Origin of the sequence: Pedobacter polaris (assembly GCF_005116505.1) — a bacterium.
In the GTDB taxonomy this organism is placed as follows: Bacteria; Bacteroidota; Bacteroidia; order Sphingobacteriales; family Sphingobacteriaceae; genus Pedobacter; species Pedobacter polaris.
In genome coordinates this window covers 59192-75007 of record NZ_SWBR01000007.1, presented here as the reverse complement: position 1 = coordinate 75007, position 15816 = coordinate 59192, and the positions used below count along the sequence as shown (strand labels likewise).

The 15816-nt window shown below is 33.8% G+C and carries 18 protein-coding genes; 13 read left to right on the top strand and 5 right to left on the bottom strand.

Translation table 11 applies throughout. The features are described from left to right. The 7 genes from FA048_RS19865 to truA all read left to right on the top strand — a co-directional run. Positions 1-182 (top strand): hypothetical protein (locus FA048_RS19865; RefSeq protein ID WP_205943498.1); only part of this gene is annotated, 182 nt, incomplete at its 5' end. A gap of 425 nt (positions 183-607) precedes the next feature. Beyond that, positions 608-1453: a ThuA domain-containing protein gene (locus tag FA048_RS19485; RefSeq protein ID WP_136844316.1), complete on the top strand. Its 846-nt coding sequence runs from the start codon at positions 608-610 to the stop codon at positions 1451-1453. Positions 1454-1457: 4 nt separating this feature from the next. Continuing rightward, positions 1458-1952, top strand: coding sequence for an SRPBCC family protein (locus FA048_RS19480; protein WP_136844314.1), 495 nt, complete (start codon positions 1458-1460; stop codon positions 1950-1952). Between the two features lie 8 nt (positions 1953-1960). Then, a complete protein-coding gene (locus FA048_RS19475) occupies positions 1961-2434 on the top strand; it encodes a DinB family protein (protein WP_136844312.1) in 474 nt (157 codons plus the stop codon). Beyond that, a complete protein-coding gene (locus tag FA048_RS19470; RefSeq protein ID WP_136844310.1) occupies positions 2434-3042 on the top strand; it encodes a hypothetical protein in 609 nt (202 codons plus the stop codon). Before FA048_RS19475 ends, FA048_RS19470 begins: the two co-directional genes overlap by 1 nt. Position 3043: 1 nt before the next feature. After that, positions 3044-3604, top strand: a complete 561-nt coding sequence (locus FA048_RS19465; RefSeq protein WP_136844307.1) for a PsbP-related protein — start codon at positions 3044-3046, stop codon at positions 3602-3604. A gap of 5 nt (positions 3605-3609) precedes the next feature. Beyond that, positions 3610-4407 carry a tRNA pseudouridine(38-40) synthase TruA gene (gene truA / locus FA048_RS19460; RefSeq protein ID WP_136844305.1) on the top strand — a complete coding sequence of 266 codons (798 nt, stop codon included), beginning with the start codon at positions 3610-3612 and terminating at the stop codon, positions 4405-4407. 237 nt (positions 4408-4644) lie between these two features. Here truA and FA048_RS19455 read toward each other — a convergent pair whose 3' ends face one another. Continuing rightward, positions 4645-5859, bottom strand: coding sequence for an ABC transporter permease (locus FA048_RS19455; RefSeq protein WP_136844304.1), 1215 nt, complete (start codon positions 5857-5859; stop codon positions 4645-4647). Between the two features lie 78 nt (positions 5860-5937). On the opposite strand from FA048_RS19455, the gene FA048_RS19450 reads away from it, so the two are divergent. From FA048_RS19450 to FA048_RS19440, 3 genes are all read left to right on the top strand, one after another. Beyond that, the gene (locus tag FA048_RS19450; RefSeq protein ID WP_136844302.1) at positions 5938-7215 is read left to right on the top strand and encodes an exo-beta-N-acetylmuramidase NamZ family protein; all 1278 of its coding nucleotides are present in this window, start codon (positions 5938-5940) and stop codon (positions 7213-7215) included. 12 nt (positions 7216-7227) lie between these two features. After that, entirely contained in the window at positions 7228-7437 is a 210-nt protein-coding gene (locus tag FA048_RS19445) for a hypothetical protein (RefSeq protein WP_136844300.1), read from the top strand. 78 nt (positions 7438-7515) lie between these two features. After that, positions 7516-8454, top strand: a complete 939-nt coding sequence (locus tag FA048_RS19440) for a ketopantoate reductase family protein (RefSeq protein ID WP_136844297.1) — start codon at positions 7516-7518, stop codon at positions 8452-8454. Here FA048_RS19440 and FA048_RS19435 read toward each other — a convergent pair. Then, positions 8444-9490: a DNA topoisomerase IB gene (locus FA048_RS19435; protein ID WP_136844295.1), complete on the bottom strand. Its 1047-nt coding sequence runs from the start codon at positions 9488-9490 to the stop codon at positions 8444-8446. The genes FA048_RS19440 and FA048_RS19435 overlap by 11 nt on opposite strands. A gap of 59 nt (positions 9491-9549) precedes the next feature. On the opposite strand from FA048_RS19435, the gene fmt reads away from it, so the two are divergent. Further along, positions 9550-10458: a methionyl-tRNA formyltransferase gene (gene fmt, locus FA048_RS19430; protein WP_136844294.1), complete on the top strand. Its 909-nt coding sequence runs from the start codon at positions 9550-9552 to the stop codon at positions 10456-10458. Between the two features lie 42 nt (positions 10459-10500). Here the strand turns inward: fmt and FA048_RS19425 are convergent, their stop codons facing one another. The 3 genes from FA048_RS19425 to FA048_RS19415 form a co-directional block, all read right to left on the bottom strand. Next, entirely contained in the window at positions 10501-11229 is a 729-nt protein-coding gene (locus FA048_RS19425) for a hypothetical protein (RefSeq protein WP_136844291.1), read from the bottom strand. Positions 11230-11752: 523 nt separating this feature from the next. Beyond that, the gene (locus tag FA048_RS19420; RefSeq protein ID WP_225872585.1) at positions 11753-12625 is read right to left on the bottom strand and encodes an aminotransferase class IV; all 873 of its coding nucleotides are present in this window, start codon (positions 12623-12625) and stop codon (positions 11753-11755) included. Further along, positions 12595-13623, bottom strand: a complete 1029-nt coding sequence (locus tag FA048_RS19415; protein WP_136844289.1) for an RluA family pseudouridine synthase — start codon at positions 13621-13623, stop codon at positions 12595-12597. The genes FA048_RS19420 and FA048_RS19415 overlap by 31 nt, the downstream gene beginning before the upstream one ends. A gap of 197 nt (positions 13624-13820) precedes the next feature. On the opposite strand from FA048_RS19415, the gene FA048_RS19410 reads away from it, so the two are divergent. Together FA048_RS19410 and FA048_RS19405 are read left to right on the top strand one after the other, a co-directional pair. Beyond that, complete coding sequence (locus FA048_RS19410) at positions 13821-14858, top strand: DUF6588 family protein (protein WP_136844287.1); 1038 nt, start codon at positions 13821-13823, stop codon at positions 14856-14858. A gap of 53 nt (positions 14859-14911) precedes the next feature. After that, on the top strand, positions 14912-15796 hold the full coding sequence (locus FA048_RS19405; RefSeq protein ID WP_136844284.1) for a 1-aminocyclopropane-1-carboxylate deaminase/D-cysteine desulfhydrase: 885 nt from the start codon (positions 14912-14914) through the stop codon (positions 15794-15796). Positions 15797-15816 lie beyond the last annotated feature (20 nt).

Sequence of the window (15816 nt, the reverse complement as noted above, 5' to 3'; positions counted from 1 at the left end):
TGAAAACGGAATTTGAACTGCACACTACCTTTCCATCCTATTCAACCGCTATTGGGCCCGTATGCAGGGCGATAGAAAAATACAATAACCTCAGGCTGCACCTGAGCTGTGATATGATGACACCGTCGGATCGGCACGGGCAGGAAATGAGGGAAGCACCACAACTTCACCAGGGGCTGTAAGGGCATTCCAGCTTGGAGAAAATGAAATGTAACGATATATCCGTTTATGTTTTTATAATTGTAAGTATTTAACCGTTTAACTATCCGCTTTTTGTAAGGGTAATCTAGTATAAGACAAGCTATTGTTATTGCATATTACGCCAAGTCTTGTTCCTATCTACACCGCATCTAGTCCGCATCTAGTCCGCGTGTAGATAGCTTAATGCGGACTAGATGCAGTGTAATTGTTAACTTAATATGACTATGACCTGTATTATCCCTAACCAATACTTGCTTAAGCAATAGTCTATAATTACCTCTAATAAATTGTAGCATTAAAAGCAAAACAGTAACCTTTTTGCAAATTTGCAAACAAGCTCAAAAACCTACCATTTTAAAATTGTATTAATTATTATCTTTACCTCATACACAAATTAAAACATCTCATGTTAGCGAACTTTAAAACTACAGGCAAGACTTTATTGCTGTTTGTTATTTGTTTTGTTCTTGTAAACTCACTTTATGCCCAAAAACCAAAGTTTAATGTAATTGCTTTTTATACGGGGAAAAATGACCAAGCTCATGTGAGTTTTGTGCATGAGGCTAACCAGAAATTTCCAGAATTAGCTAAAAAATATAATTTCACCTATGATTCGACAGCGAATTGGAGCAATTTAAATGCTGAGTTTTTAGCAAAATATCAGGTGGTTTTATTTTTAGATACAAGACCAGAACAACCAGAACAAAGAGCTGCTTTCGAAACCTATATGAAAAATGGTGGTGCTTGGATGGGTTTCCACTTTGCAGCATTTGCATTAACACCATCTGCTTTTAAACAAGATTGGGACTGGTATCACAATGAATTTTTAGGCTCTGGGCAATATGGCAGCAATACCTGGCGACCAACTGCTGCAATTTTAAGAGTTAATAAAAATCATCCAGCAACCAAAAATCTCCCAGAGACTTTTAAAGCGCAACCAAACGAATGGTACCGGTGGGAGAAAGATTTACGCAAAAATCCTGATATAAATATTTTAATGGCAATAGACTCAACTAGCTTTCCAGTAGGTACAGGTCCAAAAGCTCATGAAATTTGGAACAGTGGCTATTATCCGGTAGTTTGGAGCAATAAAAAATATAAGATGATATATGTAAACATGGGGCATAATGATATGGACTATGAGCATAAATTTAACAAACACACTACTTCCCTATCCCAAACATTTGACAACGAGATACAAACCAAAATGATGATCGATGGTGTATTGTGGTTAGGAAATATTAAAAAATAGTAAAATGGAAAATTTTGATTGGACTTCATTCACTATAAAAATTGCTGTAAAAGCGAAAATTGAAGATTTGTATAGAGCTTGGGCGAGTAGTGGTGAAATTGAAAAATGGTTTTTGAGCGAAGCTGATTACCAAGACTCAAATGGCAAAAAAATAGATAAAGATCAATTGACTGTAACCGATAATACCTATTTTTGGCGTTGGTTTTTGTATGAAGAAACAGAATCTGGTAAAATCATAGAAGCTAATGGCAAAGATACCTTCGCCTTTACTTTTGCAGGAAATTGTGTGGTAACAATTAAACTTACCGAAGAGAATGACCATACAATAGTGAACCTTAACCATAGCAACATCCCAACTGATGACAATAGCAAAAGAAATATCCGTTTAGGCTGTCACAATGGTTGGTCATTTTACTTAGTCAATTTAAAATCAGTATACGAAGGTGGCTTAGACCTCCGAAATAAAGACAATCGTTTTAAACCAATGCTTAACAATTAATATAGATAATGGATAAAATAATAGAATTAATCAAAGCCTCAAGAACCAAATTACTAAGTTTAGTAGAAGAGTTAAGTACCGAAGAATTAAACTATATCCCAGCAGGATTTAATAATAATCTAGCTTGGCAAATTGGACATATTGTTGTTAGTCAGCAGATATTATGCTACAAATTAGCAGGACAAAAATATATCATTGAAGATGAATTAATTGACCTGTACAAAAATGGTTCGAAACCAGAAAGACCTTTCAGCGAAATAGAAATTGCACAAATGAAAGCGTACGCACTTAGCACAATTGATCAATTAGCAATTGATTTACAGCATGGAATTTTTGATAATTACACACCTTATACAATTTCTACTTACCCTAGTTTTAGGTTAGAAAATGTAAAAGATGCAATAACATTTATTGTTTCACATGATGGTTTACATTATGGTTGCAGTTTAGGATTGAAAAAGCTAGTTAAGAATAATGCATAATGAAAAAGTTAATTTTTATTTTATTAATTGCAGCTGTCTATTCAATTAATGTTTCAGCGCAAAAAATATTCAGAGACGAAGCCTATGGTTTTAGTATGGACCAACCAAAAGACTGGTTAGTTGGTGATAATAAAACTATAATGAATAACCTTAGCAAGGTAAAAATGGATGATGCTAATTTAACTGAGGTAATAAAAAGCAATAAAGGCTCCTTGTTGCTTACTTCTTTTTATAAATACGATGTCAAGACAACTGCTGGTCTAATTCCAACCATACAAGTAAATGTTCGTAGCAATCCTACCAAAACATTCGAACAATTTTATTCGGCAATGTCGCAAAGTACTGGCGCTTTCAAAAATTATTTCCCTGATTTCAAATTATTAAAAGAGCCAACAATCATTGAAATTAATGGCATTAAAGCAATGTATTTTATTGGAGCATATACAATGGGAACAGTTGCAACTGGGCCAATGAAAGTAAGAAGTAGAACCTATGCCATTCCGAGTGGTAATTTTTTCTTTCAACTCAATTTCACTGACGATCAAAATAAAGAAGATGACACTAAATTATTTGATGCTTTAGTACAGACAATAAAAATTTTAAAATAAAATGAGAGGAATAATTTACTTAATTCTATTCTCAATTACCTGCTTAGCTCAAAATGTAATAGCACAGGAAATCTACAAAAATGAGAAATATGGATTTAGTGTTGAAAGACCTGAAGGTTGGGCCATTCTAAATCATAAGGATATTAATGTTGGTTTAAAGAAAAGTCATGGGCAACAATTAATTACTTATTATAAAAACACAGACAATATAGATGAGCAAATAAACCCTACCATTATTACTTTTGTTGCTGCTAATAGATTTAAGAATATTAATGAATTTAATAAAAAGATGACTATTAGACGTTTCAACAAATCATTAACAAACTATAATGTTAAAAAGAAACCCGAACTTATTAATATTGGTGACAAATATGGGGCGTTTGAAATAGCTACCTACACCATTATCAACAAGAAAAATGACTATTTAAAAGTAAGAAGAAGGTCTTATGCTTTTCCAACAAAGGATTACATTTTTTATATAAGTTTTGTTGATGAAAGAGATAGTGAAGAGCATACAAACCTTTTCGAAACTTTTGTTAAATCTATTAAAATCACAAAATAAAACTCTTGAGATACTTCTTCCACATTGCTTACAACGGTCATGTTTACAGTGGTTGGCAACGCCAGCCAAAAGTAAATAGCGTACAAGAAGTAATTGAAACTAATTTAAGTAAGATATTTAAAACACCATTAACCATTAACGGATGTGGGAGAACGGACTCTGGAGTTCATGCTAGCCAGTTCTTCTTTCATGTAGATATTGAGCAAGAGTGGGACTTTGATTTGAAATTTAGGCTTAACAAGATATTACCACACAACATTGCCATTTTTGATATTATTCCGCTAGAAGGAAGGCCACATGCTAGGTTTGATGCCGTTCAACGTAAGTACGATTATTACATACACACTTATAAAAACCCCTTTCTAAGTCAGCTGAGTTCTTACTATGATTTCGAAAAGCTAAATTTAGAAGAGATGAAACGTGCGGTTCAGCTTTTACCAAAATATAAAGATTACAGGGCTTTTTGTACTGCTCCCGACAAAAATGAGCATACCATTTGTAATGTAATGGATGCCAAGTTATTTACCACAGCAAACGGCGACCATATTCGTTTTCACATTGCCTCCAATCGTTTTTTAGGTAAAATGATCAGAATTATAACTGGTAAACTCTTAAAAATCGGCACAAGAAATATGAGCGTTGATGAATTTGAAAATTTGCTGATCACTTTAGAAACACCTGGCATGCTAGAAATTGCCCATCCTACTGGTTTATACTTAGCTAAAGTGACATATCCATACCTAAACTTACCCTTAAGAACAGAATTCTCTGGCTTGCAACAAAAAGATTGGATTGAGGTTTAAAGTCGTATTGCGTAGTGAGATTAGTGGCCTACCATGAGCCATCAACCATTGACTATTGATGAACTAATGAAACTTATCTTTAAGAACAGAATTCTCTGGCCCGCAGCAAAAAGGATTGGATTGACGGTAAAATCGTATTGAGTATTGCGTATTGAGAATGTAGGATACCATGAACTATCAACTATTGACCATTAACCAACTAATGAACAATTGAACCAATGAACTAATAAACCAAGCCTACTTAAACCTAATCGCTTTTAACGGACTAATTCTACTCACTAACATTGATGGAACAATGAGTACAACAGCACAAATTACAACTGTAGCAATATTCAACATAATAACGTCTACAATATGTACTTCCATTGGCACATAAGACAGGTAGTAATTAGTTTGATCTAATTTAAAAATATGAGTAGAATGTTGTAAATAAGCTAAGCCTAAGCCTAAAATATTTCCTAATACTAAGCCAATGCCTACTAAATAAATAGCATTGTAAAGAAAGATCTGCATTACACTGCCATTGCTAATGCCCATTGCTTTTAACAAACCAATCATTGTGGTTCGTTCTAAAATCATAATCAACAAAGCTGTAACCATGTTAATTACGCCGACAATCATCATTAAAATAAGTAATACTTTTGTATTCACATCTAATAATGACAGCCAAGTAAAAATCTCGGGTGTACTTTCTTGTACCGAGCGTGATCTTAGTTTTAACTCTAAATTGGCATAAACATCATCTGCATTTTCTTTTAATTTAGAAAAATCTTTAGTGCGTACTTCTATCCCACCCATTTGGTTAGGTTGCCAGTTGTTTACACTTCTAATTACATTGATATCACCTATAACAAAGCTCTTATCAATGTTATCTATACCAACTGAATAAATACCTACTATTGTGAATTTTCTACGTTTTGGTGGATTTTGAACAAAATGCATCAAAAAGCTGTCGCCAACCTTAAGTTTTAATCGTTTTGCGGTATAGTTTGATATTAAGATTTGATTTGAAGATTTATTCTTAAAATCAATAATTTTTCCTGCGAGTAAGTGTTTTTGAATAAATCGCCAATCGTAAGTATCATCAATACCCTTAAAATTGATGCCTTCTACCTCACTATTGGCAGAAATAATAGCAGGTTTTGTGGCAAATGGATAAAATGATTCTATTGTTTTATTGTCTTTTAAGTACTTTAATGTAGTATCATTAGGTACAAATGGTGATTTTTCAAAAGAACCATTCAAATCAAAACGATAGATTTGAATGTCGCCGATAAAACCCCTTACCTTATCTTGTATTTCGGTTTTAAAACCTTTTATAATCGCAATAGAAAGTATCATTACAGCAAGGCTAAGCATAACCCCTGCTATTGCTATGCGCACAATAAGCTTGCTGAATGTTCTTTCAGATTTAATGGCAATTCGCTTCGCTATGAAATATTCTATATTCAAATTATAATAAATTGTAACTTAGCAAAAGTGCTAATTCAATTTGGAAATAGCGTATAATACTTTTAAAAACCTAGAGAAATGAAGAGATTCAATTTTTTATTCACCTTGATATTTGCAGTACTTGCATTAATGGCTTGTGGGCAAGGCACAAAAGTTAAGTTGAATACTAACGTACCTAATCCGTATAAAGTAAAGGCAGAGGATATTGATAAGCCTAAGGGTAAGTTTGCAAATTTTAAAACCGGAGCAGAGCAAACTGAAATCTATTTGCCTTTATTAAAAGGAAAGCGAATTGGAATGGTGGTAAACCCAACTTCAATTATTGGAAAAGTAACAGTGGTTGATAGTTTAATTAAAAGAGGTGTGAACATTGTTAAAATCTTTGGTCCTGAACATGGCTTTAGAGGTGATGCAAGCGCAGGTGTTAGTGTTGATGATGCCGTAGATGCAAGAACAGGCATTAGGGCCATTTCATTATATGGCAAACACAGTACACCTACAAAAGAAGACTTATCAAATGTAGATATCATGATCTTTGATATTCAAGATGTTGGTGTTCGTTTTTATACCTATATGAATACTTTGCAACACGTAATGGAAGCTTGTGCCCGTGATGGCAAGGAAGTGATGATTTTAGATCGTCCAAATCCAAATGGTTTTTATATTGATGGCCCGGTTCTAGACCCTAAATATAAATCGGGTATTGGCTTGCAACCTATTCCGATTGTTCATGCTTTAACTTTAGGTGAATATGCTCAAATGTTAAATGGCGAAGGTTGGCTTAAAGATAAATTGAAGTGTAAAATCACAGTAATTAAAAATGCAAATTATACACATGATATGCCTTATGTATTGCCGGTAAAACCATCACCCAATTTAAATACAGCACAATCTATCTTACTTTATCCAACTACCTGTTTATTCGAAGGAACTTATTTAAATCATGGTCGTGGCACGCAATTTCCATTTATCATTGTTGGCGCTCCTTATTTAAAAGGAAAATTCGATTTTTCATTTACGCCAAAGAGTATTAAGGGAATGTCTGAAACACCGCTATTTCAAGATCAAGTTTGTTACGGTTTAGATTTAAGAAATTACGATACTTCAAACTTTAGGAAGACAAAAATGTTAAAGTTAAGCTGGATCATCGAATTGTATAAAGCATCGACGCGCAAAGAAGATTTTTTTAACAATAAACTAAGTGCAGAAGTTGGCACAATTGAAGCAAGAATTGGAGTTGGCAATTTTAGACAACAAATTATTGATGGTGTATCTGAAAAAGATATCAGAGCCAGCTGGGAACCAGGATTGAGCCAATACAAATTAATGCGTAAAAAGTATTTGCTTTATCCATAAACAAGGATAATCATGAATAATGAAGTAAAAAAGAAAAGCGAAAAAGTTTCGAGTAATTTTCTAGAGCCACAACCAAAGGGCAAAGTAGACCAGGGTGAGAAAGTTGTTAAAAAAGCTGAAGACAAAGTCTACAAGAAAGAATCTGCAATGGCAAAAACTAAAAACCCAGCCAAGCAGAAAGAAAACAGTGAACAACCCGTTCATTCTGTAAAAACTAATTAATACAAATCAATATTTGCACCTTGAATTAATTCGAGGTGCTTTGTGCTAAAATATTAATTGTAAAGCTTTGATATAAGAATGACTACTAAAACAAAAATAATAGTTGCAGGTATAGGTGGTGTTGGTGGTTATTTTGGTGGTCTTTTAGCAAAGGCATATGCTGGAAATGATAACATTGAAGTTTATTTTATAGCTCGTGGAAACCATTTAGAACAAATTCGAAATCATGGCTTAAAAGTTATTAAAGGAAATATTGTGTTTACTGCAAATCCTTTTTTAGCCACAGCTAATGCAGCTGAAATTGGCACAGCTGATTATATCATCGTTTGCACCAAAAACTATGATTTAGATGAAATCCTAACAGAAGTAACTCCCTGCATAGACGAGCAAACTACTATATTACCTTTATTAAATGGAGTTGAAGCTGCCGAAAAAATTAGAGCAAAATTCCCAAATAACCTTGTTCCGGCAGGTTGTGCTTACATTGTTTCAGCAATTAAAGACCCAGGGATTGTAGAAAATATGGGCAATAGACAAGATATCTCTTTTGGTCTTGACAACGAAACTGATGAAAGGTTAACTAAACTAGAAGACTTGTTAAAATCTGCAGGTATTGAAGCAACATTATCTCAAGAAATCTCTAAACTAATTTGGGAGAAATTCATTTTCCTTTCGTCTATAGCTACAGCAACCTCTTATTGCGATAAAACTGTAGGTGAATTACTAGAGGAGCATAGAGATCTTTTAAAAAGTCTTATAGATGAAGTTACCGCTATTGCACTTGCCAAAAACATTAAGGTAGATGAGCAAACAAGTATAAGGGCAATAGCCCACTATGAATCTCTACCATTTACTGCCACATCATCTATGCAAAGAGATTTTAACGCTAAAAAACTTAAAACTGAATTAAATTCTATTACAGGCTATGTGGTTAAAGAAGGAGAAGAATTAAATGTAGCAACACCTCTTTTTAAAATGACCTATCTGGCATTATTAAAAAAACAAACTATTTCTTAACTTTTGTTTGCTTTAAAAATTGTAACAGAACTTTCTCATCATTTTGCATAGCTGTAATACTATCTGGTTTAACCGTATCTATTTTCTTCAAATATTTCTGGAGACCTTCATTTTCAAAAGTTTCTAATAAAAGTGGGTAAACGTAAGAGCTTTTACAAACCGCCCTTGTATTGCCTAATTTACTAGCCACACAATCTAAAACTTCTACTACCACTTTCTTTTTAGAAAGATCAGGGTTTTTCTCTGTACAACATGCCAATTGCCTCAGTGCTTCTAACGTACCGCCCCAGGTTCTAAAGTCTTTGGCCGTAAAATCGCTTCCTGTTATTTCTCTAATGTAATTATTGATAGACCCAGAATCTACACCTTTGTGTGTCGAACCATTGGTATAAAACTGAAATAATTCTTGACCAGGGATATCCTTACACTTTTTGACAAGCTTGGCTAAATTTTTATCTGTGAGTTCTACCTCTTGTTTTACGCCTTTTTTACCCACAAAACTTAAGGTAAATTTATCCCCATTCTGTTTAAAATGCTGATCCTTTAGGGTACTTAAACCATAACTACCATATGTTTTTTTGTATGATTCATTGCCGATTCTAATCAGAGTTTTTTGCATTACTTGCATGCAAATTGCCAACACTTTTTTCTCATCAAATTCTTTTCTTCTTAAGTCCTTTGCAATTTGTTTACGTGCATTAGGTAAAACTTTTCCAAATTCTAGCAGCCTAAAATATTTATGATCAGACCTTCTTGATGTCCAATCGGGGTGGTAACGGTACTGTTTTCTACCTGCTGCATCTTTGCCTATGGCTTGTAAGTAACCATTTTTCTTAGGTGAAATCCATACTTCTGTCCAAGCTGGCGGTAAAACCAATTTCTTAATTCTCTCTAAATCATTCTCGTTTTGTATGCGATTACCCTTACTATCTTCGTAATAAAATTTACCAGGTTTCCCTTTTCTATAAATACCAGGTTGTGTTGGATTTACAAAAACTAGGTTGCTTGAATTGATCACGTCTGAAGTTGGAACCATTAGATTTAAGAAAATATGAGTTAAATTTTTAGTTATTTTGTTGTTTAGAACAACAAGAGATGAAAATAGTTTTTATGGGTACGCCCGATTTTGCAGTTGCTTCATTAAATGCCTTACAACGAGCAGGTTTAAGTATTGTTGGTGTGGTTACTGCAGCAGACAAACCAGCTGGGCGTGGTCAGAAATTAAGTGAAAGTGCTGTAAAAAAATATGCTGTAGAAAATGGCTTGAAAGTTTTACAACCTTTAAAACTGAAAGAGTCCGAGTTTATTAAAGAACTACAATCTTTGAATGCTGATTTATTTGTTGTTGTTGCTTTTAGAATGTTGCCAGAAATTGTTTGGCAAATGCCTGCTAAAGGAACAATCAATCTTCATGGATCCTTATTACCTCAATATCGTGGCGCTGCTCCAATAAATCATGTAATTATTAACGGAGAGAAAGAAAGCGGGGTAACAACCTTTTTTTTAAAACAAGAAATTGATACTGGTGATATTATTTTTTCTGATGCTGTTGAAATTACACCTGATGAAACTGCAGGAACTCTACACGACAAGCTAATGGTTGTTGGAGCTAATTTGTTGGTTAAAACGGTTAAGGCTATTGAAACCGATGATTATAATGAGGTGCCGCAGCCGCAAAGCGATGAACTGAAATCTGCACCAAAAATATTTAAAGACTTTTGTAAGATAGATTGGAACCAAAGTAACCAAACTGTTTATAATTTAATTCGTGGTTTAAGCCCTTACCCAACTGCTTTTACAACTTTAAATGATAAAACCTTAAAAATTTTTAATGCCGAAATGGAAGATAAAGAACCAGGAATTTCTACCGGAGCTTTTCTAACCGATGGCAAAACCCATTTAAAATTCGCAACAAAAGATGGCTTTATTAAAATAACTGATGTACAGTTTGAGGGGAAAAAACGAATGCTAATAGATGAATTTTTAAGAGGGATGAGATTGTAATGTGAATATGTAGCGCTTAAAAGCGCTACATATTGTTTCATTTTATTTTCGATTATAAGTTTCAATAGCTCTTTCTATATTTCTATAACCAGATTTTTCAATAAAGTATCCACCTGCCACAAGTCCTCCTCCAAGTCCCCATAATATAAAACTACTATTATTACCATTAACGCTAAAATTTGCATCACCCACGTTATTTTCAGTTAAAATTTTAATTGTACCAGCAACAATTGCGGCACCTGCGGCCACGTACATTATAATACCAGTTCGTTTACTTTTTCTATAACTTTTTAATAAATCTAAGCTCTGTGCATTATCAGCCATATCTAAACTAAGGTTCTTATAATTTATTTTTTTCATATCAGATATACCTTTGTTGTAATACATTTTGGCACCCACAGATTGGTATTTTCTATCTTTAAACCTGTAATAATCTGCTTCAAATGCTATAGGATTATAAACAACTTCTTGATACAGGTTTACTTTTCCCGAAATAATTCTTTCAGCGAAGGAAGTTTCACCATAAAATTGCAGCTTTTTTGTATTAGCAAAAAAGCCATCTTCATTGTTAAAAAATTTAACCTGTTGTACTGGGATTCTCCTGGAATCTGCCCTAAGTGTCCATGAACCATTAAAATCTGGTCGCAGCCTAATCTTTTGTGCATAAATTGTTGAATCTGAATAGAGGTACAGAAAGTTTTTGGATTCGTTCTCTTGCGAACGAGCGTTTAGGCCATAGCAAGCCATAACGAAGATGAGTAATTTTTTCATATCGATTTACATTTGTGTGTAGTCAATAATACTCAAACTTTATTCCGAAAGCGCTTTTGTAAATAATAAAATACAAAAGAAAAATTAGCGCTACAATGGCTTAAACGTAAATAAATAAAAAACAAGGATGAATTTTTCAAATTGCATGAAGTGTTTCAGATTTTTTTTGAAAGGCAATTGCAGTTCAATTACTTATATTAGTCGGGCTCTCGTTCCAATCTTTTTCTCTGCCCCTACACACTCCGCATGATAAAAAGGATTTTCACTAAATCCCGTTTAAATAACATCGGCTTTGCTCCTATTTAGGTTTGAATAATGAACAAGTCAACCCAAAGCTACACACTTTGTACTATAAACCTTATTGAAATGGAAATATTTTTTGTTATGCTGAGCTTGTCGAAGCACAAAAATATTGGAATGGAAAGAAGGACTTTATGAGCCAAAGGTTACTGCCATTGTTTTTCAAGTCATCAAATATCTACCTAACAGCTAACAATCACCTAACAACTTTCGGACTTTATTCTTATATTAAAGCATTTAACTTAGCACTTAAGTTTTTGGCAACTTCGTTAAAATAGCGTTTCCGCCCATAGCCCATAACCCAACGGATACCTCCACTTGCATTGGTTACAAAAACTTCATCAGCCTCTTTTAATACCTCTGGATTAATCTGTGCCTCAACTAGTTGTAAATTATGCATTTTACACAGTTGTAAAATTACGCTGCGCATTACACCGGCTACACAACCCTCTGATAAGGCAGGTGTATAAATTTGTTTTTGATATACTACAAAAATATTAGAACTGGTACTTTCGCATAAAAAACCATGTTGGTTTAATATCATAGCCTCATCTAATCGCTTTTGTTTTTGAAATAAACCTGCCATTACATACACCAATGCATTACTGGTTTTGTAATTAGATATTTTGTTAACAGACTTTGTTATCTCATCAAAAACGTCGATAATCAAACCCTTCTGATTAAGTTCATACGTTGCCTGTTCTAAAGGAATTGCTTCTAACAAATAACCTGATTTATTAATTTGTGGGGTATACAACCCTTCCCCGTCTCTGTAAATGGTAAGCCTAAAACGCACATTTCCGTTAAACTTGTTCTTTCTTTGGAGCTCATTGGTTTTTTGTCTCAAAAAATATTCATCAAGCAAAGCATAACCTTCCATTTTTAGCGCTTTCATACCAGCACGTAATCGATCTGCATGTTGCTCGGCAAACATTAACTTACCACCACACATACGCATTGACTCAAATAAACCGTCACCAAATTTAAAACCTCTATTACTAGCTTTTATAATGGCTTGATCTGAAGTGAAAAATTCGTCGTTAAATAAAATATAATGAGACATATCTATTGTGGCAATGAAGCGTAATTTCTCCATTTTAATAAAACAGACTTGAAATCTTCTGGCAATGGAGCTTGAAACTCCATGTATTTATTTGTAGTTGGATGGATAAAACCCAAAGTTTGCGCATGTAAAGCTTGGCGAGGCATCATTTCAAAACAGTTATTTACAAATTGTTTATACTTTGTAAACGTAGTTCCCTTTAAAATTTTATCACCACCATAATTAGCATCACTAAAAAGTGGGTGTCCAATGTGTTGCATGTGCGCTCTAATTTGATGTGTTCGTCCAGTTTCTAACTGACAACTGATTAAAGTTACATATCCCAAACGTTCTAAAACAGTATAGTTTGTTACAGACCATTTACCTTTCTCTTCATCGTCATACATATCCATCACAATTCTATTCTTTAAACTGCGACCAATATAACCTTCCACTCTCCCATCTGCTTCTATGTCTCCCCAAGCTAAAGCGATATATTTTCTAGTAATACTATGATCAAAAAATTGCTTTGCAAGCTTGGTCATGGTAATTTCGTTTTTACTAATTAACAATAAACCAGAGGTGTCCTTATCAATCCGATGTACCAAACCTGGTCTGCCATCATTTCCTGGTAATGTTGGTAATTGCTCAAAATGAAAGGCCAAAGCATTTACCAAAGTGCCAGTATAATTGTTAAATCCTGGGTGTACAACCATCCCAGTTGGTTTATTTACAACCAACAAGTCCGCATCTTCATAAACAATATCTAAAGGAATATCTTCTGGGTAAACTTCTGTATCTCTTGGCGGATGAGCAAAAACTATGGAAATCTCATCATTTGGTTTAACCTTGTAACTAGTTTTAATCGTTTTCTTATTAACTAAAACATTACCAGCATCTATTGCATTTTGTATCCTATTGCGAGATGCATTCTCTAAACGATGCATTAAAAACTTGTCAATACGTAACAGGGACTGTCCTTTATCCACAACAATATTAAAATGCTCAAATAAATCTTGCTCTTCTTCTTGGTCAATAATGTTGTTTTCCATGCTACAAAAGTAAGATTAACAATTTGATAATTTGGAAAAAAACAAACTGGCTTGTTTTTTGTTAATGTGTCGTAATAAAGCTATACGTCACTATTATGAAAACTTTTACTCAAAACGCAAAGATTATTTTAAACTTCTTTCCTTATCTGATCAGAAAGATATACTTTCGTAGCTGATAATCAATCAGATAAACGAAAATGAAAAAACTCTCAATCCTTGTTAAAACCTGTATGGTTTTAGGAACCCTCGTATTGCCTTTAAATTTATTAGCACAAAATGATGTAGGTGACCTATTTAAATCTGGTCCGGCTGATGCTACAAAGCTTGTAGACGCTTATATGAGCCCATTATTTAAAGGGCTTGGGGTTGGTTTAAACTCTGGCTGGAATAATACAGCTAAAACTAAAAACCTCCTTCGTTTCGAGTTAAGAATTACTGCTACAGCTGCATTTGTGCCTAGCAAAGATCAAACTTATGATGTTAAAACATTAGGACTGCAAAACATAAGTCCTGTTAATCCATCATTGTCAACTGGCCCAACTGCCTTCGGAGATGATGCTGAAGGTGCAAGAATGCAAATAAATGGAGCACCTGCAAGCAGTCAGTTTAATTTACCCCAAGGAAGTGGTCTTAATTTTGTTCCCTCTCCACAAATTCAATTAACCGTTGGTTTACCAAAAAACATTGATGTATCATTACGCTATGTACCTGAAATTAAATTAGGCGATGATTTTGGTAAAATTGGAATGTTCGGTATAGGAGCTAAAGTAGAATTGCTTCCATTAATTATGGGTAAAAAAGACAAATTAGTACCTTTTGATTTAGCAATCGCCTTAGGCATAACAAGATTAAATTATAGCCTTCCTTTAGATATTAATAACGGAAAATACTCAGATCAGGAGGTTGACCTTAAAATAAATGGCTTTAACACAGAAGCAATTATTTCGAAGAAAATTTTGTTCTTCACTCCTTTTGCAAGTGTTGGTTATAATTCATCAAATTCTAGATTAAGGGCTTTAGGAACTTATGACTTTGACGTTCCTGTTACCCCTTCTACGCCAACTGGTAAGCAATCTTATACAGATCCAGTAAATTTAAAAAATAATGAAGTAAGCGGTCTTAAAGCCTCATTAGGTTTTCAAGTTAATTTAGCTTTCTTAAGAGTTTACGGTTCTTACACTCAAGCAGAATATGGCTTCTTTAATGCCGGTATTGGTTTCGGTATTGGTAAATAATATTTTTAATCATCACCAAAAAAGCTTCTCTTTGGAGGAGCTTTTTTCATTTTATGACAATCTATAGCCCAATACACACAGTTAATTTTAGACTATTAAATGCTATTTCAGTAAAACGGGATGATTTAATTGATCCTTATATTTCTGGTAATAAGTGGAGAAAACTGAAGTACATCTTAAAAGATGTTGAGGCAAAAAAGAAGACCCATCTTATTACTTTTGGTGGTGCTTATTCTAACCATTTGGTAGCAACGGCTGCCGCTGCTTCGCGAAACAATTTAAAATCTACTGCTTTTGTACGTGGTGAAATCGTAACAAACGAAATGCTTTTGCTCTGCAAGTTGTTTGGAATGGATTTAATTTTCACTGATAGGGAAAGCTATAAAAACAAACCTCTTTTATTTTCTTCCCATTTTGGAAATAATAGCCAAACTTATTTCATAGATGAAGGCGGTGCTAGTGAAGAAGCGGTAATTGGCTGTGCTGAAGTTATTGATGAGCTAACAGAAAGTTACGATCATATCTTTTGTGCTGCAGGTACAGGAACTACCGCATCAGGTTTATTAAAAGGGATAAATAACCATAAACTCCAAACTAAATTACATGTTATCCCTGTGCTAAAAGGAGGTTCATTTATTGAAAATGAAATTCAACAATATGAAGCCGATCTAAGTAATTTACAAATACATACTGGTTATCATTTCGGTGGTTATGCCAAAACAACTCCAGTGCTAATACAATTCATTAAAGACTTTACAGGGGAAACCGGAATGTTGATTGACCCAGTTTATACTGCTAAAATGTTTTACGCAATTAATGATCTCGTAAGTAAAAACTATTTCAAGAAAGAAGATAAAATCTTAGCTATTCACACTGGGGGCTTACTTGGCATATTAGGGATGAAAGAGAAACTAGGCGGAAATCTTAACAGAGATTAAGCAAATAAACTCCCCAGCAT

Bases quoted from the DNA above. Each gene is read 5' to 3' on its own strand.
- FA048_RS19475 (WP_136844312.1), top strand. From the start codon at position 1,961: ATGGATAAAATAATAGAATTAATCAAAGCCTCAAGAACCAAATTACTA.
- FA048_RS19450 (WP_136844302.1), top strand. From the start codon at position 5,938: ATGAAGAGATTCAATTTTTTATTCACCTTGATATTTGCAGTACTTGCA.
- FA048_RS19445 (WP_136844300.1), top strand. From the start codon at position 7,228: ATGAATAATGAAGTAAAAAAGAAAAGCGAAAAAGTTTCGAGTAATTTT.
- fmt (WP_136844294.1), top strand. From the start codon at position 9,550: ATGAAAATAGTTTTTATGGGTACGCCCGATTTTGCAGTTGCTTCATTA.
- FA048_RS19465 (WP_136844307.1), top strand. From the start codon at position 3,044: ATGAGAGGAATAATTTACTTAATTCTATTCTCAATTACCTGCTTAGCT.
- FA048_RS19470 (WP_136844310.1), top strand. From the start codon at position 2,434: ATGAAAAAGTTAATTTTTATTTTATTAATTGCAGCTGTCTATTCAATT.
- FA048_RS19480 (WP_136844314.1), top strand. From the start codon at position 1,458: ATGGAAAATTTTGATTGGACTTCATTCACTATAAAAATTGCTGTAAAA.
- FA048_RS19435 (WP_136844295.1), bottom strand. From the start codon at position 9,490: ATGGTTCCAACTTCAGACGTGATCAATTCAAGCAACCTAGTTTTTGTA.
- FA048_RS19410 (WP_136844287.1), top strand. From the start codon at position 13,821: ATGAAAAAACTCTCAATCCTTGTTAAAACCTGTATGGTTTTAGGAACC.
- FA048_RS19420 (WP_225872585.1), bottom strand. From the start codon at position 12,625: ATGGAGAAATTACGCTTCATTGCCACAATAGATATGTCTCATTATATT.
- FA048_RS19405 (WP_136844284.1), top strand. From the start codon at position 14,912: ATGACAATCTATAGCCCAATACACACAGTTAATTTTAGACTATTAAAT.
- FA048_RS19415 (WP_136844289.1), bottom strand. From the start codon at position 13,623: ATGGAAAACAACATTATTGACCAAGAAGAAGAGCAAGATTTATTTGAG.
- FA048_RS19485 (WP_136844316.1), top strand. From the start codon at position 608: ATGTTAGCGAACTTTAAAACTACAGGCAAGACTTTATTGCTGTTTGTT.
- FA048_RS19425 (WP_136844291.1), bottom strand. From the start codon at position 11,229: ATGAAAAAATTACTCATCTTCGTTATGGCTTGCTATGGCCTAAACGCT.
- FA048_RS19440 (WP_136844297.1), top strand. From the start codon at position 7,516: ATGACTACTAAAACAAAAATAATAGTTGCAGGTATAGGTGGTGTTGGT.